Raw genomic sequence first — 13,406 nt, 5'->3', positions numbered from 1 at the left:
GTCAATAGGCGCAGCCCGAATAATTGAGGATCTCATCAGTAATGGCAGCATCATCGTTGCGGCGGTTACACTGGGCCGTATGCCGACGTCAGCCCCGCCCAAGAACCGCTTCGAGCGACGCCGTGCCGAGACCCGCCAGGCGCTCGTCCGCGCGGCCCGGCAGATCCTCGCGGAAACCGGGGACACGAGCGCGAGCATCCAGGCCATCGCCGAGCGCGCCGATGTCGGGTTCGGGTCCTTCTACAACCACTTCGAGTCGAAGACGGAGCTGTTCGACGCGGCGGTGACGGACGCCCTGGAGGAGTTCGGGCAGGTCATCGACGTGCGCGTGGAAGGCATCGACGACCCGGCCGAGTTGGTCGCGGCCGGCTTCCGGCTCACCGCCCGGATGGCCGACTCCCACCCGGAACTCATGCGAATCCTGCGCGACCGCGGCCTGTCCCACATCCACTCCGACCGCGGCCTCGCCCCACGCGCCCTGCGCGACCTGGAGATCGGCATCGCCTCGGGCCGTTTCACCTGCGGCAACGCGACCACCGCCCTGTCCGCCCTGGGCGGCACCCTGCTGTCCCTGGTGGCTCTCCGGCTGGACCGCCCGGACCTCGACGGCGACGAGGCGGCCTCTGACCTGGCCGAGATGGTCCTGCGCATGCTCGGCCTCGCTGCGGACGACGCCCACGAGGTCACCCGTCGCCCGCTGCCCGAACTCGCCCGATGACCTCCCGCACCTGAAGCGCGGCCCTCTGTGGTGCTACGCCGGCGGCGACGAGGAACGCGGTTGCCGCGGCCTCACCAGTAGGGTCCGCCCATGGGGATGCGGCGTTCTCCTCGGCGAGGGCCAGCATGAGTGCCTCCAGTGCCTGGGCGAGGACGGGCGCTGGAAGGTGGTCCGTGAAGACGCCTTCGCGCTGACCGCGCCGTAGGGTTGCGACGGCCTCAGCGCGGGCCGGTGCCAGAGTGGTACGGATCGCGTCCTCTCCCAGATGGCGCCGTCCCAAGGCGATGAGCATGCGGTAGTGGTCGCCCCCCGCCCATGCCGCCAACACCATCCGTGTCATCGCCTCGACCGGGTCGGCATCCGCGGTACGGGCTCTGGCGAACGCCTGCCGGAGTTCATGGCCTGCTTCCCGTGTCAGGTCGGCGATCAGCGCATGCCGGCTGGGGAAGTGTCCGTAGAGGGTGCGCCGGGCGACGCCGGCCGCCTGCGAGATGCTGTCGAGACTCGCGTCCGGGTCCTCCCGCAGTTTCCGCCGGGCGGTCGCGAGGATGCGTCGGCGGTTGGAGTGAGCATCCTTGCGCTGCACAGTACGGCCAGGGGCGTCGGTCGCCTGCATGGTTCTTTCTCTCCACGATTGCCGGAAAGCCGCGGGCGCCGGTGCTCCCTCACGCACCGGCGCCGACTCACCCCTGCCCAGGGTGGCTTGTTGTCCTGCTGACGGGCGTCAGGGGACGAGGATGAGGCGGATCGGGTCGCCGATCTTGTTCTCCAGTCGGTGGACGGCGTCGGCGGCCTCGACGAGCGGGATGTGGTCGGTGATGGAGGGGGCCAGGTCGAGGCGGCCGGCTGCGGTCAGCTGCACCAGCTCGGAGACGGACTCGGGGAAGCCGCCGTAGTGGCCGCGCACCTGCTTCTGCAGGTAGTTGAAGGTCAGGCCCTCGGTGATGGTCAGTGGCCGGGGTGTGATGCCCACCAGGATCAGGGAGCCGCCCAGGCCGAGCACGGAGGCGGCCTGGTCGCGGACGGCGGGGACGCCGGCGCAGTCGAAGGCGAAGTCGAGGCCGCGTCCGCCGGTGGCTGCGCGGACCTGGTCGGCGAAGTCGGGGGCTGCCGGGTCGAGCGCGAGGTCCGCGCCGAACGCCAGGGCGCGCTCGCGGGCGCTGGGCAGCGGGTCGACGGCGATGATCGGGGCGGCGCCGACCAGGCGGGCGAGACGTACGTTGTGGGCGCCGACTCCGCCCACGCCCCAGACGCCGACGGACTGGGCGGCACGGACGCCCGCGGTGGCGACGACGGCGGCGTAGGGGGTGGAGACCGCGTCGGGGATGATCGCGGCCTGGTCGAAGGGGAGGCTGTCGGGGATGGGAATGAGGGTGTCCTCGCGGGCGATGACGTACTCGGCCCAGCCGCCGTCGTAGTCGATGCCGGCGGTGAGCATCTGGGTGCAGGGGCGGTGGCGCACGCATCCGGCGCACGTGCCGCAGGTCTTGCCGGCCGCCAGGGTGACGCGGGTGCCGACGGGCAGGCCGCGCTTGAGATCGGGGCCGAGCGTGTGGATGACACCGGAGACCTCGTGGCCGACGGTGATGGTGTCGGAGGTGGCGAACAGCGGGACGAGGGAGCCGTCGAGCAGGTGCACGTCGGAGAGGCAGACGCCGGCGGCCTTGACCTCGATGAGGACCTCGCCCGGACCCGGCACGGGGATCGGGACTTCCTCCACGGCGAACTTCTTGCTGTCCAGGTGGAAGCGTCCGGCGAGCATGGTGTCCATGGTGATCTGCTTTCTGTGAGCGGCACGGCCCGGTGGTTCGGGCCATGGGTGCCACGGGGTGTCTGAATGGCTGGTGGGGCCGGGAGGCGTGCGGGGGAGGCTGGACGTCCGCACGCCTCCCGGCGGCTGGGGGTCAGCGCGCCTTGTCGGCGTGCGACGGTCAGGCGAAGACGTCCTGCTGGTAGCGCTCGTCCGCTTCGAGCTGGGCGAGCCACTGCTGGCCGGTCTCGTCGTCGCTGCCGGTCTTCTGGCGGTGGATGGCGGCGAGTGCCTCGCGGACGGCGGGGGCCATGCGGCGGCCGTCACCGCAGACGTAGATGTACGCGCCGTCCTCGATGGCCTGCCACACCGTGTCGGCGGCATGGGCGATGGCGTTCTGCACGAACCGGGCCGGGTGGCCGGTCACCGCGGAGAAGGCGGTGTGGATCTGCGCGATCCCGGCCTGCTCCCAGTCCTGCATCTCCTGCTTGTAGAAGTAGTCGTGCTCCGGGTGGCGGCAGCCGACGAACACCTGGGACAGGCCCACCTGGGTGCCGTTCGCGTGCTGTGTCGCCCGCTCCTCCAGGAAGCCGCGCAGCGGCGCGATGCCGGTGCCGGGGCCGATGAGGATCAGCGGCGCGGCGGGGTCGGCGGGCGGGGCGAACGTCGGGGAGGGCACGCGGACGTAGCCGTAGACGACGTCACCGGGCTCAAGGCCCGCGACGTAGGAGGAGCAGGTGCCGCGGTACTGGCCGTCGCCGGACAGGGCCGGGCCTTCCAGCAGGCCGACGGTCAGGCGCACATGGCGCGGGTTGGCGGACGGGGCGGAGGAGATGGAGTAGAAGCGCGGGCGGATGGGGCCCATCATCTCCAGGAACACCGCCAGCGGCAGCTCGACGGCCGGGAAGCGCTCCAGCAGGCCCAGCACCGAGATGCGCTTGCCGAGGATCTCCTTCTGGTAGCGCTCCTCGGCCTCCTGGGTGTCGGCGGTGTACGCCTGGAGCTGCGGCCGGGTCCACGGGCACTCGGTGTACTCGGCGAGCGTCTGGATCTGGGACCGGGCGGCCACGTCCTGCAGCTCCAGGAACTCGGTGAGCAGGATGCCGGCGGTGACCGGGGTGCCGACCGGCAAGTGGGTGCGGCCGCCGCTGGGCTGGTCGAGCCGGAGCACCTGGTCGTACTCGACGCCGAGCCGCCTCAGTGCGCGCTCCACCAGGGCGAGTTCGTTCTTGGCGAAGACGGCCAGGTGGTTGCCGGTGTCGTAGGTGACGCCCTCGGGCAGCTCGAAGGTGATGGACTTCGCGGACGGGCGCGGCGGCTCGATCTGGAAGTCCCACAGGCCGGTCGCGTCGGCCACGAGCTCGTCGTTGGTCACCACGGTGAGCGGGTACGCCTGCTCGGAGACGATGGCGGGACGCACGTCGGACTCGGTGAGCAGCTGGACCTGGTAGCGGCTGCCGCTCGCCTGGGAGGTGTCGGCGGCGTACTCCTCGGCCAGGGTGGCCCACAGGTTGTCCATCCACCGCGTGGCCATGCCGTCGAAGTCCCCGGCGGCGTCCGCGATGCCGCGCTCGACGATGGGGGTGGCGCCGGCGGCCAGCAGACCTTCCTCGATCCGCTTGGGGAATGCCTGGTAGGTGGCCACCCACTGGGTGTTGCCGGCGCCCAGCAGCGCGAACCTCACATTCGCCAGCGAGCCCTCGGGCAGCCCGGCGGCGAGCAGGTCGTCGAAGCGCTGGGCGTTGTCGGGAGCCTTGCCGTTGTAGCTGGCCGCCACCACGGCGAGCAGGCCCTCGGAGGGCAGGTTGTCACCCAGATCGTCCAGGCTCACCAGCGTGGTGCCGAAGCCGGAGCGCTCACCTCGGTCGGCGATGGTGCGCGCCAGGTCCTCGCACGAACCCAGGCTGGAGCCGTAGGCGACGGTCAGGTTCACCCCGACACCGCTGACCGCTGCCTGCGCCTGCGTGTCGCCGGTCTGCAGGTCCGCGGCGCCGAAGACGGTCCGCTCGTGCTCCTGACGGCGACGGACGATCAGCTCGAAGTTGCCGGGCTTGCGCGTCAACGCCTCCCGCACGTCCATCTTGTAGTCGCTGGTGTCCGAGAGCTTGAACTTCTGCAGCACCAGCGCCAGGGCAAGGCGGGCCTCGGTGAGCGCGAACTGCCGGCCGATGCAGGCACGCACACCGTTGCCGAACGGCTTGTAGGCGTGCGGGTGCTGCTGGGCGCGGTTCTCCGGCAGCCACCGGTCGATGTCGAACTCCTCCGGCCGGTCCCACGCCTTGGGGTGGGAGTGCAGCGCGCCCATGAGGATGTTGGCCCTGGTTCCCTTCTTCAGCTCGTACCGGTCGCCGATGACGGTGTCGTCGATGGGTGCCTTGGCGATCAGCGGGATGGGAGCCCACAGGCGCAGGGTCTCCTCCAGGATCCGCGGGATCACGTCGAGCTGCATGATCGTGTCGTAGTCCGGGACCGTGTCACCGGGCAGCAGGCGGTCGACCTCGGCGTACGCCTGCGCCAGCACGTGCGGGTTGCGCATCAGCGAGTACGTGGCGAACGACAGCAGACCACTGGTGGTCTCGTGACCGGCGATCAGGAAGGTCACCACCTGGTCGCGGACGTTGTCGTCCGCCAGCAGCTTGCCGGTCTCAGGGTCGGTGGCCTCCAGCATCAGGCCGAGCAGGTCCTCCTCGCCGGTGCCCTTCCCCTCGCGGCGCTCCTTGATCACGCTCTCGACCAGGTCGCGCATCAGCTGGATGTTCTGGCGGTACTTCCTGTCGTCCGCCTTGCGGAGCTTGGTCATCATCGGCAGCTCCTGGGAGCGCCGCATCGACTCGATCAGCGCCTCCAGCAGCGAGTTGAGGAAGGGGTGCAGTTCCTCCTTGTCGAAGGACTTGAACCGGTAGCCGAAGCCGGACAGGGCGATGGTGTCCAGGGTGAGCCGGGTGTAGTCGTCGGTGATGGCGACCGGCTGACCCTCCCGGCTCTCCCACTTGCCGACGAGGTTCTGGGCGATCTCCAGCATCTGACCGAAGTAGGTCTTCATGGCCCGCTGGCTGAAGGCCGGCAGCAGGATCCGGTGGGCCATGGCCCATTCCTCTTCGTGCTGGTGGGCCGTGAACAGGCCCGCCCCCGTGTAGTCCCGCACATGGCTCAGCGGCGTCTTCTCGATCTGCTTGAAGAACCGCGTCTCGTCGCAGACCTCGGCCACCAGGTCAGGGTCGTAGACGAAGACCTGCTCGACGCCTGCGATGTCCATGCCGTAGATGCCCTCGGGGAACTGCTTGGACAGCTCACCGAAGTACTCCACCGGATTGGTGTCGGGGATCTGCGGCGTGTTGCCGAGGAGGGGGATCCCGCGCGGGGACCGGATGGGGCGAAGGTCGTTCGCGGAGTGCGTGGTCATGTCTTGCTCCTCTGCGGAGGGGGTGGAGGGGGATGGGCAAGGGCGCGCTGCGTAGGTCGATGCCGCGGCGCCATACAGAAACATACGCCGTATGGAACTCGAACCATACGCGGTACGGAAAGTGGAGTGCAACCCCGGGACTCCAGGTGGGACCGTGATGAAGCTCATTTCCATACTGCGTACGGAACTGATACCGTACGAGGTATGGAAAAGAAGGTGAGACGTCCCCCGCGGGGAACGAGGAAGAGAGACGTGCCTCTGACCGAGGCCGGGATCTACGCCGCCGCCCTGCGGCTGATCGACGCGGACGGTGTCGAGGCGCTCACCATGCGCAAACTCGCCACCGAGCTCGACGCGAATCCGATGTCGCTGTACCACCACGTGCCGAACAAGGAAGCCGTGCTGCGTGGCGTGACGAGAATGGTCGGCGCCCAGTTCCGCACCGTGACGCTTGAGGACGCTCCCTGGCAGGAGCGGATCCGTCTGCTCGCAACGGACTTCCGGACGCTGGCGCACCGTCACCCCAAGCTGATGGCCTACTCGTTCAGCCACCAGCCGGACTTCATCCAGCCCGACGACCCGTTCTGGACCGCGCTCACCGCGATCGTGGCGGCCGCCGGGGTACCGCGGTCGAAGGCCCCGGAGATCGCCGCGCTGATCGCCGCCGTCGTCGTCGGTGTCCTCGCCGCCGAACTCAACGGCGCTCTCCACCAGTGGTCGACCCTCAAGTCCCACGGCCCTGAAGCCGACGAAGACGGGGCCGCGGACGCAGACCCTGGCTCTACGAGTGCGGCCCCTGAAGGCCCGGACCAGGACCACATGTTCCGTCTAGTGATGGACACGCTGATCACGGGCCTGGAAGGCCGCCTCACCGCCGGTCGAGACGGCCGGCACGCCGGCCATTGAGCCAGTCAGCCTGAGACGCTGCGCCATAGGCGCTGGCGCCTGAGGCGCGCCCGCAGCCGGGGGATCCCGGGCTGCGACACACGGGAGCCACCTCGTCACATCGGGTGAGACCGCCCGGCGGGGTGGTTCCACATCCAGCCCCTGCACGGCAGCCGTAGGCCGACGCTGAACCGTGAAATGACCATGGTCGTCGGCTTGTTCCTGGTCTCCCTCCTGAGGGGGGAGACCGTCGGCCTCGTCGAGCTGAATCACCCGCGTCATCCGTTCACCGAGGCGGCTACGTCGCCGAGTGCTCCCGCCCGTGAGCGCGAAGTGGCGCCCCGTACCGGATGAGACCTCCCCGATCTCTCGATCCGTTCTTTTCTCTCTTCCTCCATCGCCCATTCGCTGTCCGGAGGGCTGCCCCCATGTCCCAGAACGCCACCGTCGCTGCTTGCGGCGCCGAGACCACAGCTGAGAATGCGCCCGACCTGTCGCACCGGCGTCGCTGGTGGATTCTGTTGGTCATTTCCCTGTCGATGCTGATGGGTGTCCTCGACGGCACCATCGTGAACATCGCCCTGCCGTCCGCCCAGCACGACCTGGGCTTCTCGGACGCCGACAGGCAGTGGGTGGTCACCGCCTATGCGCTGGCCTTCGGCAGTCTGCTGCTGCTCGGCGGCAGGGTCGCGGACCTGGTCGGGCAGAAGGTGACGTTCCTGGTGGGTCTGGCCGGTTTCGCGGCCGCTTCCATGGTGGCAGGCGCGGCGAACGGTTTCGCCGTGCTCGTCATCGCGCGCGCAGTTCAGGGCCTGTTCGCCGCCCTGCTGGCCCCGTCCGCCCTGTCGGTCCTGATGACCACCTTCACCGATCCGCTGAGGAGGGGGCCCAGATCGGGGGTGACCTCTTGGCGGTCGCCCGCGCCGATCATCCCAGCCCCCGGGTACTCATCGGCGACGTACGAGGCCATGGGCCGGCCTCCATCGGCGAGGCGTCGGTGGTGATGGGCGCGTTTCCGTGAGGGCGCTCACCGGTACGACTCCCTGCCCGAACACGTCACCGCAGTCGAAGACAGCGTCTGCCGGAACCTGGAGGAGGTCGCTGATACCGCGCACGACGCCGACGAGCACTTCATCACTGCTGTCATGCTCGACATCCCCGATCAGGGCCCCCAGGCCGAGATGCTCGACTGCGGCCATCCGCCGCCCCTGCTGGTCCGGGGAGACCAGGTGATCGTCCCGCACTCCCGCCGGCCCGCGCCCCCCTTGGGCCTGTGCGCCCTCTGCGTCCGCAAGGACAGCACCGACCCCTTCACCTTGGAACCGGGTGACATGCTGCTGCTCTACACCGACGGCGTGATCGAAGCACGCTCACCAGCTGGAGCCTTCTATCCGCTTGCCGAACGAGTCGCCGCCTTCCCGCCTTCAAGCCCCGACGCGCTGCTGCACCACATTCACCGTGACCTGCTCGCGCACACCGGAGGGCGACTCACCGACGACGACGCTTTCTGATCACCGAACGCACCCCCTCGCGTCATCTGCACCGGCCGCACCTCATGTCCCGTGCCGGGGAATCCTCCCCGTGACAAGAGCCGTTGGACCATGGCCCCTATGGCCGAAGCGCCGGTCGCGCGGGAACCGTCAGCGCAAGGGTGAGTCGGAGGTGGGCGTCAGCGCGGTCTCGGTGACACCGACGATCTGGCCGAGGTCGAAGCCCTCCATGTCGGCGCTGAACTCGGGGCTGGCCAGGTACGCCAGCAGCCGTTCCTACACGTCGTCGCCGTCCTTGTAGGAGACGAGGGCGTACAGCTTGGGCGTCTCACTTCCGAAAGCCGCGGGCACCGTCCAGATGCCGTGCGTGGTGATCCGGTACTTCGTCATACCGGGGATGTGCTTGGACCAGATGTTCTCGTAGGCGACGAGCGCCTCAGGGCTGCACTGCGTGTAGACACGGAGCTGGTACTGGGACATGGACACTCGTTCCTTTTCTGTCTGAGCGTGGATAGTCAGTGGTCAGCTTTGCGAGAGCCGGTGTGCCAGTTCGACATCCCAGTCGATGCGTCCGGCCTCGGTGCCCCGTGGCACCAGAGCCTCCGTGCGCTCCAGGAATGCCTTGACGTCCTGCACGGGAACCTCGAATAGGGCGGTGCCCGCGCGAGACCCGAGAGCGATGTACATCGCTTGGTCGCCATGGCCGACGGCCGACCAGATCCGGACGTCCCCATGACCTGCGGAACCTTTCAGACCCTCGGTCAGAAGATCACGCCCCAGGACCCATTCGACCGGCTCGTCGCTGTGGGGGAAGAAGGCGGCACGGACGATATAGGGATCGGCGGGCTCGTACCGCAGACGCATACACAGGGGGAGCGAGCAGGTGCGCGAGACGACGAGCTGCGCGGTCAGTCCTTGAACCACGGTCCTCAAAGACTCCATCGGTATTCACTCCCAGGCATCCCCTGCCTCGGCTGCGTCCTGCCGCTTGCGGCAGCGCAAAGGCATCGGAGGAAGAGGCGTTGTAGCAGGGCTCGGGCGCCGGTCGGCATCGGCGGGCCATGCGATTCGTGGCGGCGCGGCAGCGTGGCGGCGCGTGCCTGCGACACGGGTAGGTGTGCGCAGGCAGGTTCAAGAGGAACAGGCCCTGACTCAATCGCCCGCCGGGGCGGCGGTCAGGGGACCGTTGATCCTTGACCAGCGGTCGCGTCCCTGCCGCCGGCAGGCATCAGAGCGAGGGGTACGGCTTCGGCCCATGTGGGCACAAGCAGTACCTGTCTCACCGGTCGCCGTGGTTTTGGGCGTAGTGGTCCCAGCCGAGGTAGTCCCGGTCGCCGTGGTACTGGTCGTGGTGGTCCCAGTCCCGGCCGTCGCGCTCGTAGCGGTTCCAGTTGTGCCGGTACGACCTGTCGGACTTCCACCCGCGCCCCTCGTCGTCCCAGCGGTAGCAGCGACCGTCGCGGCTGTGCCAGGACGGTCGGTGACACGGTCGTCGTAGTGCCAGCCACGGTTTGCGTCCCAGCAATAGCCCTGCTCGATCAGGTAGCCGACGCCGTGGTCCCAACGGTAGTCGGCGGCGTCGACGCCGACGGCCGGCCGCTGGACGTGCACGGGGGAAGTAGTCGCGGCCGAAGCGGTGCCCCCGGCACCGACAACGGCGACACCCGCGACCGCCACGGAGGAAACAGCGACAGCAATCCGCCTCGTGAGCTTCTTCATGATCTTTCCTTCCGGTTGGTGCGATCTGCAGCAACGGCTGCTTTTGCAGGCGATGTGAGGCGCCTGGCGTTGTCCGGGCAACAGTTCCATACGTTGTATGGAATCGCCCCGCCAAGATAACCATACGTCGTATGGAAATGGTGGGGTGGTGACAGTGACTCGGGTCACCCGGACGAGCTGACCGCAGGGTGCACCACTGCTTCGGTGAGGTGTCACCGCTGAACGCTGATGGGCAACTGGAAGGTAGTTCCCGGGGGTTCATCCATTTCTCTCTCATCGTGCCGGCCCGAATCCCAGCTCTCGATCACAAGGCATGCAGGCACCCGGGTCTGGCCCCATGCTGGAGATGAGGGGGGTGTGACAACGGAGGAAGAAGTGGTGGAGATGCGGACCGTTGTCGACCTCACACGCTGCCAGGGCTATGCACAGTGCGTGTTCCTCGCCCCGGAGGTGTTCGAGCTGCACGGGGAGGAGGGGCTGCTGTACGCCACTGCCGTCCGAGACGACCAGGTGGAGCGGGTACGCCAGGCCGCGGCGGCGTGCCCGGTGCAGGCGATCCTCCTCGGGGAAGAGGTGAGCACCGGTGTCCGGTGACCTGAAAGACGGCCGTATCGTCATCGTCGGCGCGTCGCTGGCCGGGCTGAGAGCCGCGGAGGCGCTGCGCGAGGAGGGCTTCACCGGGTCTCTGACCGTGGTCGGGGACGAGCCCCATGCGCCCTACGACCGGCCGCCGCTCTCCAAGCAGGTGCTGCTCGGGCAGGCGACGGCGGACACCCTTGAGCTGCCGATGCGGCGGGACCCGGACGCCGAGTGGCGCCTCGGCGTGCGCGCCACCGGCGTGGACCTGCTGGCGAAACGGGTACTGCTGGCCGACGGCGAGTCGCTGCCCTACGACCGGCTGCTGATCGCCACCGGAACCCGGGCACGGCCCTGGCCCAACCCGGAGGAAGGCGCCCTGGACGGGGTGTTCACCCTGCGCACGCGCGAGGACGGCGCGGGACTGGCCGAGCGGCTGGCCGCGAGACCAGAGCGGGTACTGGTGATCGGCGGCGGCTTCACCGGCTCCGAGATCGCCTCCGCCTGCCGGGAACTGGGCCTTGAGGTGACCGTCGCCGAACGCGGCCCCGCACCCCTGGTAGGTGCGCTCGGCGGCACCCTGTCCAAGCTCGCCGCCGTCATGCAGCGCAACCACGGCGTGGACCTGCGCACCGGGGTGACAGTCACCGCCCTGAACGGCAACGGCGCCTTCACCGGCGCGCAGCTGTCCGACGGCAGCCGCGTCGAGGCGGACGTGTGCGTCGTGGCGCTGGGCGCGATCCGCAACGTGGAGTGGCTGGCGGAGTCCGGGCTGGCGGCGGGTCCACGCGGCATCGCCTGCGACGCAGGCTGCCGGGCCTTCAACATGTACGGGATCGTCACCGACGACGTCTTCGTGGCCGGCGACGTCTCCCGCTTCCCCCACCCACTGTTCGGCTACCAGATGCTCTCCCTGGAACACTGGGGCAACGCGGTCGAGCAGGCCGAGGTCGCGGCCCACAACATGGTCAACCCGGGGCCGCTGCAGCGCCCGCACCTGGCCATCCCGGTCTTCTGGTCGACCCAGTTCGGACTCAACATCAAGTCGGTGGGCGTCCCCACCTACTCCGACCACGTGGTCATCGCCCAGGGCTCCCTGGAGGCACGCCGGCTCGCGATGGTCTACGGATACAAGGGCCGGGTCACCGCCGCCGTCACCGTCGACATGGCCAAGGCGCTCGACTACTACCGGCACCTGATCGAGACCGCCGCTCCCTTCCCGCCCCCGCCCGGCGCGCAGGACCGTGCGATCGCCGCCGACATCACGATCCCCTCCGCCGTACCGGACCCCTCCGTGCTGTCCCACGGCCCGACCGTCGCACTCACCGGTCACCTTCCCGACCGCCGGCTGACGGTGGTGTAGCCCACATCCCGCCCCCTACGAGGAGCCACCATGGACTCCGCGACCTTGCTGGCACGGATCACCGACTACGCCAGCCGCCCCAACCCCTATCCGCTGTACGCGGAACTCCGCGAGGCCGGTCCCGTGGTCCAGCAGGCCGACGGCAGCTACCTGATCGGCACCTACCACCACATAGCCGCTCTGCTCCACGACCCACGGATGAGTGCCGATCCCCGCACCCGCGGCGAGGTGACCCACAAGCCGCCGTTCCTGCGGCTCGACGACCCCGAGCACCACAGGCTGCGCACGCTCGCCATGCGGCCCTTCGGGCCCCCGCACAGCCCTGGCCGGGTCGACGGCATGCGCGGCGAGATCGACCGGATCACCAAGGCACTGCTGGAGCCCTTCGAGGCAGGCCGGCAGATCGACATCGTCGACGACTTCGCCTACCCGCTGCCCGTCACCGTGATCTGCCGCCTGCTCGGCGTGCCGCACGAGGACGAGCCGCTCTTCCGGGCCTGGTCCGACGCGATCGTCGCAGCCGCCGACGTCAGGCCCGACGACGACTCCACCGAGCCGGACAAGGCCGGCGACCAGGCACGGATGGAGATGGGCGGCTACCTGTTGAACCTGGCCGAGCAGCGCCGTGGCAAGCCGGGCGACGACATGCTCTCCGCCTTCGTCAACGAGCCGGACCCGGCCCTGCGGCTCACCGACGAGGAACTCGCGGAAACCGCCGTACTGCTCCTCATCGCCGGACACGAGACCACGGTCAACCTGATCGCCAACGGCGCCCTCACCTTCCTGCGTCAGCCCGAGCAATTGGACCGGCTGCGCCGGGAACCGGAGCTGCTGCCGCGTGCGGTGGAGGAACTGCTGCGCTACGAGCCCCCGGTCCACATGCGCGAGCGCATCCCGCACGCCGACGTGGACGTCGCCGGTACGCCCATCCCCCAAGGCGCCTCCGTGATCCTGGCCCTCGCCTCCGGCAACCGCGACCCCCAGCGGTTCCCCGACCCCGACCGGTTCGACCCCGCCCGCGCGGACAACCAGCACCTCGGCTTCGGCAGTGGCATCCATGCCTGCTACGGCGGCCCCTTGGCCCGTGTCGAGGCTTACGCCGCGCTCGGCGCGCTGCTTCCCTGTCTCGCGACGGCAAGCCTGGCCCAGGACCCGCCCCCCTACCGGCAGAACGCCATGCTTCGCGGACCCCGCCACCTGCCCATCCACCTATGAAGCGGAGGGGCACGGCGCCCTCGTCAGGCTGCAGCGGCAAGAGGGCGCCGGAGGCCGCCGCGGCCTCATCCGTGTGATCCGGCCATGCGGGCGCAGGTTCGGCTTGCCCGTGAAGTGGTTGGAGAAGGAGCCGAAACCCCGTCCGCCCACTCGAGAGCCCCCCAGGTCTCGGAGCGACGGCGTTCGCAGCGGATTCCAGCGGGGCTGCCACCGGCACGCCAGACGCCCCCATCCGGCGCGCCGCGGCGGAAAACACGCATCCACGGAATTTGATCATTCGATCAATC

At 69.3% G+C, this 13,406-nt stretch carries 12 protein-coding genes and 1 pseudogene; 7 read left to right on the top strand and 6 right to left on the bottom strand.

The window, feature by feature from the left end; all coding sequences use genetic code 11:
- The first annotated feature begins 79 nt into the window (after window positions 1-79).
- Window positions 80-718 carry a TetR/AcrR family transcriptional regulator gene (locus tag AV521_RS08750; protein ID WP_076085959.1) on the top strand — a complete coding sequence of 213 codons (639 nt, stop codon included), beginning with the start codon at window positions 80-82 and terminating at the stop codon, window positions 716-718.
- On the opposite strand, the gene AV521_RS08745 is transcribed toward AV521_RS08750, so the two are convergent.
- The 3 genes from AV521_RS08745 to AV521_RS08735 all read right to left on the bottom strand — a co-directional run bounded on the left by AV521_RS08745 (window position 684) and on the right by AV521_RS08735 (window position 5,871).
- Entirely contained in the window at window positions 684-1,334 is a 651-nt protein-coding gene (locus tag AV521_RS08745) for a TetR/AcrR family transcriptional regulator (RefSeq protein WP_076085956.1), read from the bottom strand. The two genes, AV521_RS08750 and AV521_RS08745, sit on opposite strands and share 35 nt — an antisense overlap.
- Window positions 1,335-1,442: 108 nt before the next feature.
- Window positions 1,443-2,489 (bottom strand): zinc-binding dehydrogenase, encoded by a 1,047-nt coding sequence (locus tag AV521_RS08740; RefSeq protein ID WP_076085953.1) that lies wholly within the window; start codon window positions 2,487-2,489, stop codon window positions 1,443-1,445.
- A gap of 160 nt (window positions 2,490-2,649) precedes the next feature.
- Window positions 2,650-5,871: a bifunctional cytochrome P450/NADPH--P450 reductase gene (locus tag AV521_RS08735; RefSeq protein WP_076085950.1), complete on the bottom strand. Its 3,222-nt coding sequence runs from the start codon at window positions 5,869-5,871 to the stop codon at window positions 2,650-2,652.
- 252 nt (window positions 5,872-6,123) lie between these two features.
- Here AV521_RS08735 and AV521_RS08730 point away from each other — a divergent pair, with 252 nt between their 5' ends.
- The 3 genes and pseudogenes from AV521_RS08730 (at window position 6,124) to AV521_RS08720 (ending at window position 8,267) form a co-directional block, all read left to right on the top strand.
- Window positions 6,124-6,777 (top strand): TetR/AcrR family transcriptional regulator, encoded by a 654-nt coding sequence (locus AV521_RS08730; RefSeq protein ID WP_079249184.1) that lies wholly within the window; start codon window positions 6,124-6,126, stop codon window positions 6,775-6,777.
- A gap of 407 nt (window positions 6,778-7,184) precedes the next feature.
- A pseudogene (locus AV521_RS08725) lies at window positions 7,185-7,658 on the top strand (MFS transporter); the annotation flags it as partial.
- Window positions 7,659-7,799: 141 nt separating this feature from the next.
- A complete protein-coding gene (locus tag AV521_RS08720) occupies window positions 7,800-8,267 on the top strand; it encodes a PP2C family protein-serine/threonine phosphatase (RefSeq protein ID WP_079249183.1) in 468 nt (155 codons plus the stop codon).
- Window positions 8,268-8,522: 255 nt separating this feature from the next.
- On the opposite strand, the gene AV521_RS46430 is transcribed toward AV521_RS08720, so the two are convergent.
- From AV521_RS46430 to AV521_RS08705, 3 genes are all read right to left on the bottom strand, one after another.
- Window positions 8,523-8,726 carry an NIPSNAP family protein gene (locus AV521_RS46430; RefSeq protein ID WP_079249182.1) on the bottom strand — a complete coding sequence of 68 codons (204 nt, stop codon included), beginning with the start codon at window positions 8,724-8,726 and terminating at the stop codon, window positions 8,523-8,525.
- 42 nt (window positions 8,727-8,768) lie between these two features.
- Entirely contained in the window at window positions 8,769-9,110 is a 342-nt protein-coding gene (locus AV521_RS08710; RefSeq protein ID WP_256725481.1) for an SsgA family sporulation/cell division regulator, read from the bottom strand.
- 415 nt (window positions 9,111-9,525) lie between these two features.
- Window positions 9,526-9,771, bottom strand: a complete 246-nt coding sequence (locus AV521_RS08705) for a hypothetical protein (protein ID WP_076085938.1) — start codon at window positions 9,769-9,771, stop codon at window positions 9,526-9,528.
- Window positions 9,772-10,349: 578 nt separating this feature from the next.
- Between AV521_RS08705 and AV521_RS08700 the strand changes: the two genes are divergently transcribed.
- The 3 genes from AV521_RS08700 to AV521_RS08690 are packed head-to-tail and all read left to right on the top strand — an operon-like array spanning window position 10,350 to window position 13,119.
- Window positions 10,350-10,559 carry a ferredoxin gene (locus AV521_RS08700; RefSeq protein ID WP_076086686.1) on the top strand — a complete coding sequence of 70 codons (210 nt, stop codon included), beginning with the start codon at window positions 10,350-10,352 and terminating at the stop codon, window positions 10,557-10,559.
- Window positions 10,549-11,904 carry an NAD(P)/FAD-dependent oxidoreductase gene (locus AV521_RS08695; protein WP_076085935.1) on the top strand — a complete coding sequence of 452 codons (1,356 nt, stop codon included), beginning with the start codon at window positions 10,549-10,551 and terminating at the stop codon, window positions 11,902-11,904. Before AV521_RS08700 ends, AV521_RS08695 begins: the two co-directional genes overlap by 11 nt.
- A gap of 30 nt (window positions 11,905-11,934) precedes the next feature.
- Window positions 11,935-13,119: a cytochrome P450 gene (locus AV521_RS08690; protein ID WP_076085932.1), complete on the top strand. Its 1,185-nt coding sequence runs from the start codon at window positions 11,935-11,937 to the stop codon at window positions 13,117-13,119.
- The last annotated feature ends 287 nt before the right edge of the window (window positions 13,120-13,406 follow it).

It is taken from the genome of Streptomyces sp. IMTB 2501 (assembly GCF_001953885.1).
Lineage (GTDB): Bacteria > Actinomycetota > Actinomycetes > Streptomycetales > Streptomycetaceae > Streptomyces.
The sequence above is the reverse complement of the archived record's forward strand: the minus strand, read 5'-3'. Positions and strand labels throughout refer to the sequence as shown.

Excerpts from the sequence above, each read along its gene's own strand:
- AV521_RS08700 (WP_076086686.1), top strand. The coding sequence starts at position 10,350 with ATGCGGACCGTTGTCGACCTCACACGCTGCCAGGGCTATGCACAGTGC.
- AV521_RS46430 (WP_079249182.1), bottom strand. The coding sequence starts at position 8,726 with ATGTCCCAGTACCAGCTCCGTGTCTACACGCAGTGCAGCCCTGAGGCG.
- AV521_RS08710 (WP_256725481.1), bottom strand. The coding sequence starts at position 9,110 with ATGCGTCTGCGGTACGAGCCCGCCGATCCCTATATCGTCCGTGCCGCC.
- AV521_RS08750 (WP_076085959.1), top strand. The coding sequence starts at position 80 with ATGCCGACGTCAGCCCCGCCCAAGAACCGCTTCGAGCGACGCCGTGCC.
- AV521_RS08745 (WP_076085956.1), bottom strand. The coding sequence starts at position 1,334 with ATGCAGGCGACCGACGCCCCTGGCCGTACTGTGCAGCGCAAGGATGCT.
- AV521_RS08735 (WP_076085950.1), bottom strand. The coding sequence starts at position 5,871 with ATGACCACGCACTCCGCGAACGACCTTCGCCCCATCCGGTCCCCGCGC.
- AV521_RS08690 (WP_076085932.1), top strand. The coding sequence starts at position 11,935 with ATGGACTCCGCGACCTTGCTGGCACGGATCACCGACTACGCCAGCCGC.
- AV521_RS08740 (WP_076085953.1), bottom strand. The coding sequence starts at position 2,489 with ATGGACACCATGCTCGCCGGACGCTTCCACCTGGACAGCAAGAAGTTC.